Raw genomic sequence first — 15312 nt, 5'->3', positions numbered from 1 at the left:
CAAACGCGTACAAACCAGACACATCCGGGATACGTCAGACCTTTCAAATAGGCAACGCCGCGCAACCGGCGCACGCCCGGATGAAAGCGAAAGCGCGCTCCGCCGCGCGGCATGTTCACTTTCCATTTCACGAAAGGAGATGCCGAACGATGTCTTCCACACAGTTTTCCCCGATGCGTCGCCACCTGCTGGCCACTTCCGTGGCCGCCGGCGTATCCGCGATGCTGCCCACCGCGCTGCATGCGGCCACCGGCGGCGACGGCATACGTCCGTTCACCGCCCATATCCCCGATGAAGCGCTGGCCGATCTGCGCCGCCGCATTGCCGCGACGCGCTGGCCGGGCCGCGAGACCGTCGCCGACGAATCGCAGGGCGTGCGGCTCGCGCGCATGCAGGCGCTGCTGCGCTATTGGGGCACCGACTACGACTGGCGCAAGGGCGAGGCGCGCCTGAACGGTTTCCCGATGTTCATCACCGAAATCGACGGGCTCGACATTCACTTCATCCACGTGCGCTCGCGGCACGCGAACGCGATGCCGATGATCATGACGCACGGCTGGCCGGGTTCGATCTTCGAGCTGCTGAAGGCGATCGGCCCGCTGACGGATCCGACCGCACACGGTGCGAGTGCCGACGATGCGTTCCACGTCGTCGTGCCGTCGCTGCCGGGTTTCGGTTTTTCGGGCCGTCCGACGAAGACGGGCTGGGGCTCCGACCACATCGCGCGCGCATGGGGCGAGCTGATGGCGCGCCTCGGCTATACGCGCTTCGTGTCGCAGGGCGGCGACTGCGGCTCGGTGATCTCGCACCGGATGGCGATGCAGCGCGTGCAGGGCCTGGCCGGGATTCACGTGAACATGCCGGCGACGGTGCCGCCCGACATCGCGACGCTGCTCCAGACCGACGCGCCGGCACCGGCGTCGCTGTCGCCGAAGGAGAAGGCCGCGTACGAGAAGCTCGCGACGTTCTATCGCGACAACTGCGGCTACTCGGCGATGATGGTCACGCGCCCGCAGACGGTCGGCTATGCGCTCGCCGATTCGCCGTCGGGTCAGGCCGCGTGGATGTACGACAAGATCTCGCAGTGGACCTACAGCGGCGGCGTGCCCGAACGCTCGATCCCGCGCGACGAGATTCTCGACGATATTTCGTTGTACTGGCTGACCGACACGGCGACGTCCGCCGCGCAGATCTACTGGGAGGATCACTCGAACAACTTCAACGCGGTGGACATCTCGCTGCCGGCGGCGATCACGGTGTTCCCCGGCGAGATCTACCAGGCGCCGCGCAGCTGGGCCGAGCGCAGCTATCACAACCTGATCTACTTCAACGAAGTCGACAAGGGCGGGCATTTCGCGGCATGGGAGGAGCCGGAACTGTTTGCTCGCGAAGTGCGTGCCGGGTTCCGGCCGTTGCGTCGCGCGTAAGCGGGACTTGACGGAAGAACGCGGGCCGGTCGCGATGCCGGCCCGCGTGACGCGTTGCGCACGGCCGACCGCGAACGCCCGTTTACGCCGCCAATTTTGAATCGCTGTATGTCGTGCCCGAACCTGGATACGTTGGGATACAAAGCATCCGGATGGTTCGGATATAAAACCGGTGAAGCGATTCACACGGGCGGCGCGATGTCAGGCGCCGCCGCCGTGAACAGCGATTCCAGAGCGCCCGCACGTGCCGCGGGCCACTTCGTTAGTGATCGACAATGGAGAACGCGTCATGCCTGATACCGTGAACACCCGCCGCCGCCTGATTCTGGGCACGACACTCGCAAGCCTGAGCCTCGCCGACCTCGGGTTCGGTTCGCTGGCACGCGCGCAGTCGGCGCCCGATGCGTCGACGCCGAAGCGCACGGCCGGCGCGGCCTCGCTCGGCAAGATCCACCAGATCGACGCCGGTGTGCTGAACGTCGGGTATGCGGATATCGGACCGAAGAACGGCCCCGTCGTGTTCCTGCTGCATGGCTGGCCGTACGACATCTACAGCTACGCGGAAGTCGCGCCGCTGCTCACGGCGGCCGGCTATCGCGTGATCGTGCCGTACCTGCGCGGCTACGGATCGACGACGTTCCGCTCGGCCGACACCGTGCGGAACGGCCAGCAGGCGGTGACGGCCGTCGACATCGTCGCGCTGATGGATGCGCTGAAGATCGATCGCGCGGTGTTCGGCGGCTACGACTGGGGCGCGCGCACGGCCGACATCATCGCGGCACTGTGGCCGCAGCGCGTGAAGGCGCTGGTCTCGGTGAGCGGCTACCTGATCGGCAGCCAGGAGGCGAACCGCAAGCCGCTGCCGCCGCAGGCGGAATTCCAGTGGTGGTATCAGTTCTACTTCACGACCGAGCGCGGCGCGCTCGGCTACGCGGCGAATCGCGACGCGTTCAACAAGCTGATCTGGCGGCTCGCGTCGCCGAAGTGGCAGTTCTCCGACGAGACCTACGCGCGCAGCGCCGCATCGTTCCAGAACCCCGACCACGTGGCCGTCGTGATCCACAACTATCGCTGGCGCCTCGGGCTCGCGCAGGGCGAAGCCCAATACGACGACATCGAGCGGCGGCTCGCCGCCGGCCCGGCCATCACCGTGCCGACGATCACGATGGAGGGCGACGCGAACGGCGCGCCGCATCCGGAGCCTGCCGCGTATGCGAAGAAGTTCACGGGCAAGTATCAGCACCGGACCATCACGGGCGGCATCGGCCACAACCTGCCGCAGGAAGCGCCGCAGGCATTCGCCGATGCGATCCTGCAAGTGGAGCACCTGTGATGCGGGCCGGCACGATCGTATCGCGCCGCGGCGCGCGCCGTGCGCTGGTCGCGGGCGCGCTGCTGGCGGGCGCGTGGTTGGCGAGCGGTCCGGCCGCGTTCGCGGAGCAGCCGAAGCCGGCGGCGTCGCCGATCTACGGCGTGACGATCCCGCCCGGCTACCGGAAGTGGGAAATGGTCGCGCCGGCCGAGGAGGCTGCGCCGCTCGACGAACTGCGCGTGGTCCTCGGCAATCCCGTCGCGATCCGCGCGCTCGAACAGTCGACGCTGCCGTTTCCGGACGGCACGATCCTCGTGAAGCTCGCGTACAAACGCAAGCAGTCCGACGAATTCGCGCCGGCGACGGTGCCCGGCCAGGCGACGACCGTGCAGGTGATGGTCAAGGATTCGCGCCGTTATGCGTCGACGGGCGGCTGGGGTTTCGGGCGCTTCATCAACGGCGTGCCCGCCGATATCGGTCAGCACCAGACCTGCTTCGCGTGTCATCAGGCGCGCGTGAAGAATCACGATTTCGTGTTCACGCGGCTTGCGCCCTGATGTGAGCTGACGGGACCGGTTTGACGGAAAGGCGTGCCGCGCGAGGCACGCCTTTTTTCACGTTGGGATGCGGGCGCAGGCGCGCGGTGTGCGGGTTACCGGATTTGTATCGCACTGTATCGGGAACTGCTGCGGAAACATCGGATTGCAGAACGCCCCTGTTTCGGAAACATGCCGGATACGTGAGCGGGTTCTACTGTCGACATGCAGCAAACGTTCGGTGCGAGACGGTCGCAACGGACGCCGAGTGATCGATACCCCCAACTTCCGCCAAGGAGAAATCTCATGAAAGCCGCTCGAATCCTCGCAGTCGCCGTGCTCGCTTCGATCCCCGCATTGTCGTTCGCCGATACCGGCCACGGCCTCACGCGTGCCGACGTGCGCGCCGACCTCATCCGGCTCGAGAAGGCCGGCTACAACCCGGCCGGCAGTGACGCGCGTTACCCGGACGATATCGCCGCCGCGCAGAACGCCGTGGCCGCCGCGCAGCGGGTCGCGCGCTCCGACCAGAACGGCCCGTCGAAGTCGCAGGACGACAACGTGGCTGCCGCGTCCGCGCCTGCCGCCGCGCGCTACGCCGCGGCCGACCAGCGCGCCGCGCGCAACGCGCGGACGGACGCCGACGACCTGTACGCACATTCGTGATGCATTGCCGCGCCTGCCGCACGCGGGCGCGGCCGCATCGGCAACACTTCAGATGAACGACACGACGGAAAGGAGCATGAAGATGATCGGTTTGACGAAACGGGTTCTGGTGTCCGCGGCGGTGCTCGGCGGGCTGTTCGGTGCGGTCGCGGCGCAGGCCGCGCCGAAGGAAGACCTGAAAGGCACGAACGTCGTGCTGGTGCACGGCGCATTCGCCGACGGGTCGAGCTGGAACCGCGTGATTCCGCTGCTCGAAGCGCGCGGCCTGCACGTGGTGTCGGTGCAGAACCCGCTGAGCTCGCTCGCCGACGACGCGGCCGCGACGAAGCGCGCGATCGACGAACAGAAGGGCCCCGTCGTGCTGGTCGGCCATTCGTGGGCGGGTGTCGTGATCAGCGACGCCGGCAACGACGACAAGGTGAAGTCGCTCGTCTACGTCGCTGCATTCGCGCCGGACAACGGCCAGTCGATCGCCGACGCCACGCAGGGGTTGCCGGCACCGTCGTGGGCCGGCGAGCTGCGCAAGGACGGCGGCGGCTTCGCGACGCTGTCGGACAAGGCGATCGCGCAGGATTTCGCGCCGGATCTGCCGCCCGCGCAGCAGCGCGTCGTCGCGGCGACGCAAGGGCCGTGGTACGGTGGCTGCATTTCGGAGAAGGTCGCGCAGGCCGCGTGGCATGCGAAGCCGTCGTCGTTCGTCGTCGCGACGCAGGACCGCATGATCGATCCGAAGTTGCAGGAGGCGATGGCGAAGCGGATCGGCGCGACGGTCACGCGCGTGAACGGCAGCCACGTCGCGATGCTGAGCCAGCCGAAGGCCGTGGCCGACGCGATCATCGCGGCCGCGGAACGTGCGAAGCAGGATGCGCAGTGAGTGAATGCGGCGCCGCGTGGCGGATGACGTGGCGCCGTCGGTGATTGTGATGTCCTTTCACGAGGAGAAGTCATGACGCAGCAACTCTGGCAACTGTCGGCGACTGAAATTGCGAAGCGTGTGCGGCAGCGTGAAGTCTCCGCGCGGGAAGTGGCGGATGCCACACTGGCGCGCCTCGAAGCGGTGAACCCGGCGATCAATGCGGTGGTCGAGCATCGTCCCGACGAGGTGCGGCGGCAGGCCGACGACGTCGATCGCGCGATCGCCCGCGGCGACGATCCGGGCCCGCTCGCCGGCGTGCCCGTGACGGTGAAGATCAACGTCGACGTCGCGACGTTCGCGACGACCAACGGCACGCGGTTGCAGGAAAACCTGATCGCGAGCGCCGACAGCCCGTCGGTGTCGAACCTGAGAAAGGCCGGCGCCGTGCTGCTCGGCCGCACCAATTCGCCGACGTTCGCGCTGCGCTGGTTCACGTCGAACCTCGTGCACGGCCATACGTACAATCCGCGCAACCGTTCGCTGACGCCGGGTGGTTCGAGCGGCGGCGCGGCGGCTGCCGTGGCCGCCGGGATCGGCCCGATCGCGCTCGGCACCGACATCGGCGGCTCGGTGCGCTATCCGGCCTATGCGTGCGGCGTGCATGGCATCCGGCCGTCGCTCGGGCGCGTGCCGGCATTCAATGCGTCAGGGCCGGAGCGTGCGATCGGCGCGCAACTGATGTCGACGACGGGGCCGATCGCACGCACGATCGACGATCTCGCGTTGGCGCTGCGTGCATTCGCCGCGCCGGACCCGCGCGACCCGTGGTACGTGCCGGTGCCGATCGACGGCCGCGCGGTGCCGAAGCGCGCGGCGCTATGCGTGCGTCCGCGCGGTCTGGAGGTCGTGCCCGAGGTCGAGGCCGCGCTGCGCGATGCCGCGCGACGGCTCGTCGACGCGGGCTGGACCGTCGACGAAATCGACGATACGCCGCCGATGCGCGAGGCCGCGCTGTTGCAGGAGCAGCTCTGGCTCGGCGACGGATTCGATGCGCTGGCGAACGCGGTGGCGAGCGACGGCGACCCGGGCGCGGCCGCGGTGATCGCCGCCGTGCGCGGCAAGGTGCGCGATCTGCCGGCCGACGTGATCAGCCGCGCGCTCGTGCGGCGTACGACGCTGACGCGGCAATGGCGGCTCTTTCTCGACGAATATGCGGTGTTGTTGTTGCCGGTGTCGTCCGAGCTGCCGTTTCCCGACGATCTCGATCGGCAAGGGCCGGAAGGGTTCGAGCGCGTCTGGGAAGCGCAGCTCACGCTGCGGGCGCTGCCGGCGATGGGGCTGCCGGGGCTCGCGGTGACGACCGGGATCGTCAACGACGTGCCGGTGGGCGTGCAAGTGGTCGCCACGCATCATCGCGAGGATCTGTGTCTGCTCGCGGGGCGCGACATCGAGGCGCGCGGCGCGCCGATCGTGCCGGTCGATCCGGTACGTTGATGCGGCGACGGGTGGCGTGCATCGACGATGCGCCACGCCCGTCGGCTGTCGTTCATCGATCCATCGTTCCATCGAAGCGCGCCATTCGACCCGGCGCGCGATTCCATTTCGGATTCCGTCACAACGACAACGCGCGGCGCGCGTCGCATGCTGCATCGTTCCCGACCTCGCAGTCGCCGATCCTTTCAAGAACCTTCGATGCACGACATCGAACGGCCATCGCTCCACATCCTCCGCACGAAGCCGCACGAACCCTCGCCGATAGCGCGCGTCTGCTATTGCATTTCACGCGCCGCTGATTAGGAAATGAATTTTTATTGGTTCTGCTTCCCCGACCGCGCTCGCATAGTGGGGCTGACGGCTATAGACAGCAGGCAAGCTGCACCGGCCGCATTCCCGGCGTTTTTGATCATACGAATCTGCGAGAACAAGGAAGCGTGATGACGTTTGCATTGGAAGAACGAACCGCCGCCCAGCAGGCGCTCGAAGACGCCCGCGCGGCGGCCGCATCGGCGGGCACGCCGTACGCCGGTGGCGTGGCGCCGGAAGTCGCGTGGGCGCTGTTTTCCGTCGGCGACGCGTTGCTGGTCGACGTGCGCACCGCGGAAGAACGGAAATTCGTCGGCCACGTGCCGGAGTCGCTGCACGTGCCGTGGGCGACCGGCACGAGCCTGACGCGCAACCCGCGCTTCGTGCGCGAACTCGAGGCGAAGACCGGCAAGGATGCGGTGGTGCTGTTGCTCTGCCGCAGCGGCAACCGGTCCGCGCAGGCGGCCGAAGCGGCGGCCAAGGGCGGCTTCACGCAGGTATTCAACGTGCTCGAGGGGTTCGAGGGCGACCTCGACGAACAGCAGCATCGCGGCGGCCGCAACGGCTGGCGCCATCGCGGCCTGCCGTGGGCGCAGGACTGAGTCACGGCCGATACGGGGAGAAGTCAGCATGGCCGCATTCGATATCGACGGCATCGTCCAGTCGCTCCAGACCGTGCGCCGCGCGTGGCGCGAGAAGCAGCGGCGCTCGCTCGAACCGGGCGGGCGCGACCTGCCGGCGCGCGAGGCGCTTGCGCAGATCATCGGCGCGCTGAAGGGCGTGCTGTTCCCGATGCGGCTCGGGCCGCCCGACCTGCGGCAGGAGAGCGAAAACCTCCATGTGGCCCACGCGCTCGACGCGGCGCTGAATGCGCTGCTCGCGCAGGTGACGCTCGAGCTGCGCTACGCGGCGCGGCAACGCAACGCCGACGCGCAGATCGACGAGGCGGCCGCCACCGCCGTTCAGGCCTTCGCGGCACGGCTGCCCGACATCCGTCGGCTGCTCGACAGCGACGTGCTGGCCGCATTTCATGGCGATCCGGCGGCGGGCAGTGTCGACGAAGTGCTGCTGTGCTACCCCGGCATCCTCGCGATGATCCACCACCGGCTCGCGCACGAGCTGTACCGGCTCGGGCTGCCGCTGCTCGCGCGCATCATCGCCGAGCAGGCGCATGCGGAAACCGGCATCGACATTCATCCGGGCGCCCGGATCGGCGCCGGCTTCTTCATCGACCACGGCACGGGCGTCGTGATCGGCGAGACCGCGATCATCGGCGAGCGCGTGCGCGTGTATCAGGCCGTCACGCTCGGCGCGAAGCGCTTCCCGCGCGATGCGGCCGGCCATCTGGAGAAAGGGCTCGCGCGTCATCCGATCGTCGAGGACGACGTCGTGATCTATGCGGGCGCAACGATCCTCGGCCGCGTGACGATCGGCCGCGGCGCGGTGATCGGCGGCAACGTGTGGCTCACGCAGGACGTGCCGGCGGGCGCGAACATCACGCAGGCCGTGCTGCGCAGCGAGGCGAATGCCGCGCCGCACGCGCGAATCGAGCCGGCCGAGCCGGTATCCGACGCGCAGGTGACGACATGAGCGACCTGATCCAGCACTTCGGGGCCAACGTGCGCAAGCTGCGCGAAGCGCGTACGTGGTCGCAGGAGCAGCTCGCCGAACACGCGGGGCTGAACCGTTCGTACGTCGGCGAGATCGAGCGCGGCGAGGCCATTGCATCGATCGTCACCGCCGACAAGATCGCGCGCGCGTTCGAGGTGTCGATCTCGACGCTGCTGCCCGGCGTGTACGTCACCTGACGCATCCCGCCTCCCTTCCCGTTCGGTTGTGCCGTGTGACGGCTATAGCATGTTGAGCCGGCAGGTGCGTGCTTCCGATAATCACCAAGCGTCATAAGCAATCCCGTTTTTCATCTTAAGAACCCGGAGCCACACATGTCGACCGTTGCAAGCGGCACGGCCGCGCTGAGCGATCACGCCGCCCGCCAACTAGCGAACGCTACCAAGACCGTCCCGCAGCTTTCCACGATTACGCCGCGCTGGCTGACCCATCTGCTGCAGTGGGTGCCGGTCGAGGCCGGCATCTATCGCCTGAACCAGGTGAAGAACCCGGAAGCCGTGCGCGCCGCGTGCACGCAGCTCGAGGACGAAAGCGTGCTGCCGCAGACTTTCGTGCCGTACGAGGAACAGCCGCGCGAGTATTTCCTGAACGCGGTGAGCACGGTGCTCGACGTGCATACGCGGATCTCCGATCTCTACAGCAGTCCTCATGACCAGATCAAGGAACAGCTGCGCCTGACGATCGAGACGATCAAGGAGCTGCAGGAAAGCCAGCTGATCAACAACCCGGACTACGGGCTGCTCGCGAACGTGACCGACGAACAGCGGATTTTCCCGCTGACGGGCGCGCCGACGCCGGACGACCTCGACGAACTGCTGACCAAGGTATGGAAGGAACCGGCGTTCTTCCTCACGCACCCGCTCGCGATCGCCGCGTTCGGCCGCGAATGCACGCGGCGAGGCGTGCCGCCGCCGACGGTCAGCCTGTTCGGCTCGCAGTTCCTCACGTGGCGCGGCATTCCGCTGATCCCGTCGGACAAGGTGCCCGTCGCGGACGGCAAGACCAAGATCCTGCTGCTGCGCGTCGGCGACAAGCGCCAGGGTGTCGTCGGCCTCTATCAGCCGGGCGTCGCAGGCGAGCAGGGGCCGGGCCTGTCGGTGCGCTTCATGGGGATCAACAACCAGGCGATCGCGTCGTACCTGATCTCGCTGTACTGCTCGCTCGCGGTCCATTCGCCGGATGCGCTGGCTGTCCTCGATGACGTCGAAATCGCCAAGTACCATGACTATCCCGACACCTACCGTTAATCCCGGCTCGGCCGGCAGCGACGCGCTCGCGTTGCCGCACGCGCCGCTGCCGGCCGGCCTGCCCGACCCGGCGGCGCTCGCGCGGCTCGCGTCCGAGTTCTTCGCGACGCCGCCCGGGCAGGCCACCGCGCCCGGGCTGTCGGCGGGCAGCGGGGCGGTCGGCGGTGTGCCGTCGGCGTTGCCGGCGGCCGCGCCGATCCTCGCGTCGGCGAGCAATCCCGCGCCGGGCGGCTCGCCGCTCGCGGGGCCGGGCGGCACGGGCACCGGCGTGCCGGGCTTCGCGCTGCCGCAAGGCAAGGCGCCCGGCGCGAACCTCGCGCCGTCCGCGCCGACGCACGTGCTGTCGCTCGGCAATCGCGTGCCCGCGCTCGCGCCGCATGCGGCCGCGCAGAACGGGCTGCCCGACAACGCGGTGTCGATCGCGCCCGCGTTCGAACCGCGCGTCGGCGGCGCGGCGCTCGGCGTGCCGCAGGCGAATGCGGCGGTATCGGAGGGCGCGGTGAAGGCTGCGCCGGCCGCGTCGCCGTATTACTTCACCGACGGCTCGCTGCAGGGCTGGCAGGCGACGCCGCAGGACATCGTCGTGCCGTCGAACGGCCTCGCCTCGCCGGAAGCGTTCGGCCTGCCGGGCGACGATGCGCTGCGTGACCTGCTCGCCGTGCAGCGCGACGTGCCGGTGTCGCGTGCATCGGGCGCGGACGTGCCGCGTTACTTCATCGACGATGCGCATGCCGCCGAGCCGCAGGGCAACCTGCATCGCGGCGCGCACCCGCCGTTCGACGTGAACGCGATCCGCCGCGATTTCCCGATCCTGCAGGAACGCGTGAACGGCAAGCAGCTGGTCTGGTTCGACAATGCCGCGACGACGCACAAGCCGCAGGCCGTGATCGATCGTCTTGCCTATTTCTATGCGCACGAAAACTCGAACATCCACCGCGCCGCGCATGCACTGGCGGGCCGCGCGACGGATGCATACGAGCATGCGCGGGACACCGTGCGGCGCTTCATCGGCGCCGCTTCGCCGGACGAGATCGTGTTCGTGCGCGGCACCACCGAGGCGATCAACCTGATCGCGAAGACATGGGGCGTGCAGAACGTCGGCGAAGGCGACGAGATCGTCGTGTCGCATCTCGAGCATCACGCGAACATCGTGCCGTGGCAGCAGCTCGCGGCGCTCAAGGGCGCGAAGCTGCGCGTGATTCCGGTCGACGATTCGGGGCAGGTGCTGCTCGACGAATACCGGAAGCTGCTCAACGACCGCACGAAGATCGTGTCCGTCACGCAGGTGTCGAATGCGCTCGGCACGGTCGTGCCGGTGAAGGAGATCGTCGAGCTCGCGCATCGCGCGGGCGCGAAGGCGCTCGTCGACGGTGCGCAGTCGATCTCGCACATGCGCGTCGACGTGCAGGCGCTGGATGCGGATTTCTTCGTGTTCTCCGGACACAAGATCTACGGTCCGACCGGCATCGGCGTCGTGTACGGCAAGCGCGCGATCCTCGACGACATGCCGCCGTGGCAGGGCGGCGGCAACATGATCGCGGACGTGACGTTCGAGCGCACGGTATTCCAGCCGCCGCCGAACCGGTTCGAAGCCGGCACCGGCAACATCGCGGACGCGGTGGGGCTGGGGGCCGCGCTCGACTACGTGAGCCGCGTGGGCATCGAGAACATCGCGCGCTACGAGCACGACCTGCTCGCGTATGCGACGAGCGTGCTCGCGCCGGTGCCGGGCGTGCGGCTCGTGGGCACCGCGCGCGACAAGGCGAGCGTGCTGTCGTTCGTGCTGAAGGGCTATGAGACCGAGGAGGTCGGGCAGGCGCTGAACGAAGAGGGCATTGCGGTGCGCTCCGGCCATCATTGCGCGCAGCCGATCCTGCGACGCTTCGGGCTCGAGGCGACGGTACGGCCGTCGCTCGCGTTCTACAACACGTGCGATGAAGTCGACGCGCTCGTGAGCGTCGTGAGAAGGCTGGCGGCGCGGCGCTGAGACACGCGGCATGCGAAAAGGCCGCTTGCGACTCCCGGCAACGGGGTGTCGCAAGCGGCTTTTTTGTGGCGATGCCGGCGCGTGACGGCGCTCAGCGCCCGGCCAGCATCCGCCCGCCGAGCCCCATCAGCAGCAGCCCGGCCGTCGTGTCGAGCACGGCCTTGCGCCGGATCAGCAGCCGGCGCACCGACGGGTGCGACGCGAGCAGCGCCATGGTGCAGTACCACGCGCCCGAAATTCCGATCGACAACACGACGACCGCGAGATCGAGCCACGCAGGCGCATGGGCCGGCACCATCAACGCGAAGATACTGCCGTAGAACGCGACGGATTTCGGGTTCGTCATGCTGACCACGTAGCCCTTCTTCGCGGCATGCCAGTCGGAGGACGCGGCCGGCGCGGAAACCGCGGGCGGCTTGCGCGCGGTCAGCACCATTTTCAGGCCGAGCCAGATCAGGTACGTGGCGCCGGCGAGCCGCAGCGCGGTGTGCACCCAGGCGACGTGGGTCACGAGCAGGCTGAGGCCGGCGATCGCGATCGCCGCCCAGGTGCCCGATGCGGCGGCGAGGCCGAGCCCGGTCATCACGCCGGCGCGGCGTTGCGCGACCGCGGTCGACGTGACGATCACGAAGTTCGGGCCCGGGCTGGCCACGCTCAGGAACAGGACGCCGGCGAGCGGCAAAAGGGTGGCGAGGGTGGTCGACATGGCTTGGGCGGCAAAGCGACGGAAGGGGCGTTCATCTTACCGCGGGCGCGACTTACCGGTCGCCGCACGGCTGCTTCCGCGATTGTTGAGCGTATTGGAAAGGTCCAATCCGGAAGCAGCAATAGGTGCCGCGAATATGACCGATTATTCTCCCGAGCGCTATACCGGCAAGCCGACACGAATGCTGTCGGACTGCTTACAAAATCAATCGCTCAGGGAGGCCTTTCATGAAACGCATCGTCGTATCCGGTGGTGTCGGCGCGGTATTCGTCTTGACAGCGGCGTCGTCCGCATTTGCGCAGAGTTCCGTCACGTTGTATGGCCTCGTCGATACGGCGATCCGTTATCAGACGAACGCCGGCCCCGACGGCAAGGACCTGATCGGAATGACGGTCGGCCCCGAAACGCACAGCCGTTGGGGCTTGCGCGGCAGCGAGGACCTCGGCGGCGGCCTGTCGGCGATCTTTCGTCTCGAGAACGGCTTCGAGCTCGGCGACGGCAAGCTGCACGTCGCGAACACGCTGTTCAGCCGGCAGGCATACGTCGGCCTGTCGAGCGACCGGTACGGCTCGCTGACCTTCGGCAACCAGTACGCCCCGCTGTACGACACGATGGGCGACGTGTTCGATCCGATGACCGTCGGCGACTACTGGCAGGACAGCTGGGCGTACAACGGCATCGGCAATTACCTGACCGTGCCGAACTCGGTGAAGTACAAGTTCTCGTACAACGGCTTCAGCATCGATGCGATCTACGGGCTCGGCAATCATGCCGGCGCGATGGGCCTCGACAGCACGTACGGTGTCGAGCTGACCTATGCGCAAGGACCCGCGTCGATCAACGCCGGCTACCAGCAGACCTCGGTGTCGTCCGTGAACGGCAGTGCGGTCAACGGCGCGAAGGTGAACTTCCTGCACGTGAGCGGCGCATATCAGGTCACGCCGACCGTGCGCCTGCTGGCCGGCTGGCTGCACGGTCAGGACAAGACGGGCACGACGGACTTCAACATGCAGCAGGCCGGTGCGCCCACGCTCGCCGGCGGCAGCCCGAATCGTATCGACGATACGTTCTACGTCGGTGCGAACTGGCAGGCCACCGCGCCGCTGCTGATCACGGTGGCCGGCTATTACGGCCACGCGCGCAACGCGGAGCGGCTCGACGGCACGCTCGGCTCCGGGATCAATTACTCGGCGACCATGCTGGCCGAATATGCGCTGTCGAAGCACACGGAGGTATACGGCACGGTCGATTTCGCACGCGGCAACGGCGCGTTCGGGGCCGACTACCCGGGCGCCACCAACCGGCTCACCGGCAAGGTCGACCAGATCGGCAGGACCAACAACGTCGGGGCCGCGATCGGCCTGCGCCAGATGTTCTGACGACGGCGCGCGGGGCGGACGCGTACGAAAAAACGCGTGGCGACCGGTGCCGCCACGCGTCGTGGATCGAAGCGCGCGGTCGCCCGGCTTGGGCGTGCGCGCTTGCCGGCGTCAGAAATCGAACCCCGGACCGCCTGCGCCCGGACCACCCGGCACCGCAGTCGGCGCCGCATCCTTCGGCGCTTCGAACACGGTCGCATCGGTCGTCAGCAACAGCCCCGCGACCGACGCCGCGTTCTGCAGCGCGGTGCGCGTGACCTTGGTCGGATCGAGCACGCCCGATTCGACGAGGTCGCCGTATTCACCGGTCTGCGCGTTGTAGCCGAAGTTGCCCGAGCCCTCCGCGACTTTCGCGACGACCACGCTCGCTTCCTCGCCCGCGTTCGTGACGATCTGGCGCAGCGGTTCCTCGAGCGCGCGCAGCACGATCTTGATGCCCGCGTCCTGGTCGGCGTTCGCGCCCTTGAGTGCGCGGATCGCCTGCCGCACGCGAATCAGCGCGACGCCGCCGCCCGGCACGATGCCTTCCTCGACAGCCGCGCGCGTCGCGTGCAGCGCATCGTCGACACGATCCTTCTTCTCCTTCACCTCGATCTCGGTCGCGCCGCCGACCTTGATCACCGCGACGCCGCCCGCGAGCTTGGCCACGCGTTCCTGCAGCTTTTCACGGTCGTAGTCGGAGGTCGCTTCCTCGATCTGCACGCGGATCTGCCTCACGCGCGCCTCGATGTTCTTCGCATCGCCCGCGCCGTCGATCACGGTCGTGTTTTCCTTGCCGACCTCGATGCGCTTCGCCTGGCCGAGCTCGGCGAGCGTCGCCTTCTCGAGCGTGAGGCCCGTCTCCTCGGCGACGACCTGGCCGCCGGTCAGGATCGCGATGTCTTCCAGCAGCGCCTTGCGACGATCTCCGAAGCCCGGCGCCTTGACCGCGACCGTCTTCAGGATGCCGCGGATGTTGTTCACGACCAGCGTCGCGAGCGCTTCGCCTTCGACGTCTTCCGCGATGATCAGCAGCGGCCGGCCCGACTTCGCGACCTGTTCGAGCACCGGCAGCAGGTCGCGGATGTTCGAGATCTTCTTGTCGTGCAGCAGGATGTACGGGTTCTCGATTTCGGCGATCTGCTTGTCGGCGTTGTTGATGAAATACGGCGACAGGTAGCCGCGATCGAACTGCAATCCTTCGACGACGTCGAGCTCGTCGGCGAGCGACTTGCCGTCCTCCACGGTGATCACGCCTTCCTTGCCGACACGGTCGATCGCCTCGGCGATGCGCTGGCCGATCGATTCCTCGCCGTTCGCGGAGATCGTCGCGACCTGCGCGATTTCCTTGCTGGTGGTGGTCGGCTTGCTGATCTTCTTCAGCTCGTCGACGGCCGATGCCACCGCCTTGTCGATCCCACGCTTCAGGTCGAGCGGATTGAGCCCGGCCGCGACGTATTTCTGGCCTTCGCGCACGATCGCCTGCGCGAGCACGGTGGCCGTCGTCGTGCCGTCGCCGGCCGCGTCGCTGGTGCGCGACGCGACTTCCTTCACGAGCTGCGCGCCGACGTTCTGCAGCTTGTCCGCGAGTTCGATTTCCTTTGCGACCGACACGCCGTCCTTCGTGACGACGGGTGCGCCGAAGCTGCGTTCGAGCACGACGTTGCGGCCTTTCGGCCCGAGCGTGACCTTCACCGCATTGGCGAGGATGTTGACGCCTTCGGTCAGCTTCGCACGGGCGACGTCGCTGAAAATGATTTCCTTCGCTGCCATGATTGCACTCCG

14 protein-coding genes are annotated in these 15312 nt (G+C 67.9%); 12 read left to right on the top strand and 2 right to left on the bottom strand.

The annotated features are described in order from the left end of the window. The first annotated feature begins 149 nt into the window (after window positions 1–149). The 11 genes from WS49_RS19765 (at window position 150) to WS49_RS19715 (ending at window position 11463) form a co-directional block, all read left to right on the top strand. Window positions 150–1427, top strand: a complete 1278-nt coding sequence (locus WS49_RS19765) for an epoxide hydrolase family protein (protein WP_059532189.1) — start codon at window positions 150–152, stop codon at window positions 1425–1427. A gap of 289 nt (window positions 1428–1716) precedes the next feature. Next, entirely contained in the window at window positions 1717–2760 is a 1044-nt protein-coding gene (locus tag WS49_RS19760) for an alpha/beta fold hydrolase (RefSeq protein ID WP_059532186.1), read from the top strand. Next, entirely contained in the window at window positions 2760–3296 is a 537-nt protein-coding gene (locus tag WS49_RS19755) for a cytochrome P460 family protein (protein WP_059532183.1), read from the top strand. Before WS49_RS19760 ends, WS49_RS19755 begins: the two co-directional genes overlap by 1 nt. A 285-nt stretch (window positions 3297–3581) precedes the next feature. Then, window positions 3582–3941, top strand: a complete 360-nt coding sequence (locus tag WS49_RS19750) for a DUF4148 domain-containing protein (RefSeq protein WP_059532180.1) — start codon at window positions 3582–3584, stop codon at window positions 3939–3941. Between the two features lie 82 nt (window positions 3942–4023). Beyond that, window positions 4024–4815, top strand: coding sequence for an alpha/beta fold hydrolase (locus WS49_RS19745; protein ID WP_059532428.1), 792 nt, complete (start codon window positions 4024–4026; stop codon window positions 4813–4815). Between the two features lie 72 nt (window positions 4816–4887). Continuing rightward, window positions 4888–6291 carry an amidase family protein gene (locus WS49_RS19740; protein WP_059532177.1) on the top strand — a complete coding sequence of 468 codons (1404 nt, stop codon included), beginning with the start codon at window positions 4888–4890 and terminating at the stop codon, window positions 6289–6291. A gap of 440 nt (window positions 6292–6731) precedes the next feature. After that, window positions 6732–7202: a rhodanese-like domain-containing protein gene (locus WS49_RS19735; RefSeq protein ID WP_059532174.1), complete on the top strand. Its 471-nt coding sequence runs from the start codon at window positions 6732–6734 to the stop codon at window positions 7200–7202. Window positions 7203–7230: 28 nt separating this feature from the next. Continuing rightward, entirely contained in the window at window positions 7231–8190 is a 960-nt protein-coding gene (gene epsC, locus WS49_RS19730) for a serine O-acetyltransferase EpsC (RefSeq protein WP_059449205.1), read from the top strand. Then, entirely contained in the window at window positions 8187–8408 is a 222-nt protein-coding gene (locus WS49_RS19725; RefSeq protein WP_006761984.1) for a helix-turn-helix domain-containing protein, read from the top strand. The genes epsC and WS49_RS19725 overlap by 4 nt, the downstream gene beginning before the upstream one ends. A gap of 135 nt (window positions 8409–8543) precedes the next feature. After that, the gene (locus WS49_RS19720; protein WP_034205507.1) at window positions 8544–9476 is read left to right on the top strand and encodes a family 2A encapsulin nanocompartment shell protein; all 933 of its coding nucleotides are present in this window, start codon (window positions 8544–8546) and stop codon (window positions 9474–9476) included. After that, complete coding sequence (locus WS49_RS19715; RefSeq protein ID WP_059532172.1) at window positions 9451–11463, top strand: family 2A encapsulin nanocompartment cargo protein cysteine desulfurase; 2013 nt, start codon at window positions 9451–9453, stop codon at window positions 11461–11463. The genes WS49_RS19720 and WS49_RS19715 overlap by 26 nt, the downstream gene beginning before the upstream one ends. A gap of 91 nt (window positions 11464–11554) precedes the next feature. Here WS49_RS19715 and WS49_RS19710 read toward each other — a convergent pair whose 3' ends face one another. Next, on the bottom strand, window positions 11555–12169 hold the full coding sequence (locus WS49_RS19710; RefSeq protein ID WP_059532170.1) for a LysE family translocator: 615 nt from the start codon (window positions 12167–12169) through the stop codon (window positions 11555–11557). 227 nt (window positions 12170–12396) lie between these two features. Here WS49_RS19710 and WS49_RS19705 point away from each other — a divergent pair, with 227 nt between their 5' ends. Next, window positions 12397–13548 (top strand): porin, encoded by a 1152-nt coding sequence (locus WS49_RS19705; protein ID WP_059532168.1) that lies wholly within the window; start codon window positions 12397–12399, stop codon window positions 13546–13548. A 111-nt stretch (window positions 13549–13659) separates the two neighbouring features. Here the strand turns inward: WS49_RS19705 and groL are convergent, their stop codons facing one another. After that, window positions 13660–15300, bottom strand: coding sequence for a chaperonin GroEL (groL, locus tag WS49_RS19700; RefSeq protein WP_059532166.1), 1641 nt, complete (start codon window positions 15298–15300; stop codon window positions 13660–13662). Window positions 15301–15312: the final 12 nt, after the last annotated feature.

This window comes from Burkholderia sp. RF7-non_BP4 (assembly GCF_001521935.1).
In the GTDB taxonomy this organism is placed as follows: Bacteria; Pseudomonadota; Gammaproteobacteria; order Burkholderiales; family Burkholderiaceae; genus Burkholderia; species Burkholderia diffusa.
This window is presented reverse-complemented; position numbering and strand designations above follow the sequence as displayed.

Coding starts and splice junctions, on each gene's coding strand:
- WS49_RS19705 (WP_059532168.1), top strand. CDS start 12,397: ATGAAACGCATCGTCGTATCCGGTGGTGTCGGCGCGGTATTCGTCTTG.
- WS49_RS19715 (WP_059532172.1), top strand. CDS start 9,451: ATGACTATCCCGACACCTACCGTTAATCCCGGCTCGGCCGGCAGCGAC.
- WS49_RS19735 (WP_059532174.1), top strand. CDS start 6,732: ATGACGTTTGCATTGGAAGAACGAACCGCCGCCCAGCAGGCGCTCGAA.
- WS49_RS19760 (WP_059532186.1), top strand. CDS start 1,717: ATGCCTGATACCGTGAACACCCGCCGCCGCCTGATTCTGGGCACGACA.
- WS49_RS19725 (WP_006761984.1), top strand. CDS start 8,187: ATGAGCGACCTGATCCAGCACTTCGGGGCCAACGTGCGCAAGCTGCGC.
- WS49_RS19720 (WP_034205507.1), top strand. CDS start 8,544: ATGTCGACCGTTGCAAGCGGCACGGCCGCGCTGAGCGATCACGCCGCC.
- WS49_RS19755 (WP_059532183.1), top strand. CDS start 2,760: ATGCGGGCCGGCACGATCGTATCGCGCCGCGGCGCGCGCCGTGCGCTG.
- epsC (WP_059449205.1), top strand. CDS start 7,231: ATGGCCGCATTCGATATCGACGGCATCGTCCAGTCGCTCCAGACCGTG.
- groL (WP_059532166.1), bottom strand. CDS start 15,300: ATGGCAGCGAAGGAAATCATTTTCAGCGACGTCGCCCGTGCGAAGCTG.
- WS49_RS19710 (WP_059532170.1), bottom strand. CDS start 12,169: ATGTCGACCACCCTCGCCACCCTTTTGCCGCTCGCCGGCGTCCTGTTC.
- WS49_RS19740 (WP_059532177.1), top strand. CDS start 4,888: ATGACGCAGCAACTCTGGCAACTGTCGGCGACTGAAATTGCGAAGCGT.
- WS49_RS19765 (WP_059532189.1), top strand. CDS start 150: ATGTCTTCCACACAGTTTTCCCCGATGCGTCGCCACCTGCTGGCCACT.
- WS49_RS19750 (WP_059532180.1), top strand. CDS start 3,582: ATGAAAGCCGCTCGAATCCTCGCAGTCGCCGTGCTCGCTTCGATCCCC.
- WS49_RS19745 (WP_059532428.1), top strand. CDS start 4,024: ATGATCGGTTTGACGAAACGGGTTCTGGTGTCCGCGGCGGTGCTCGGC.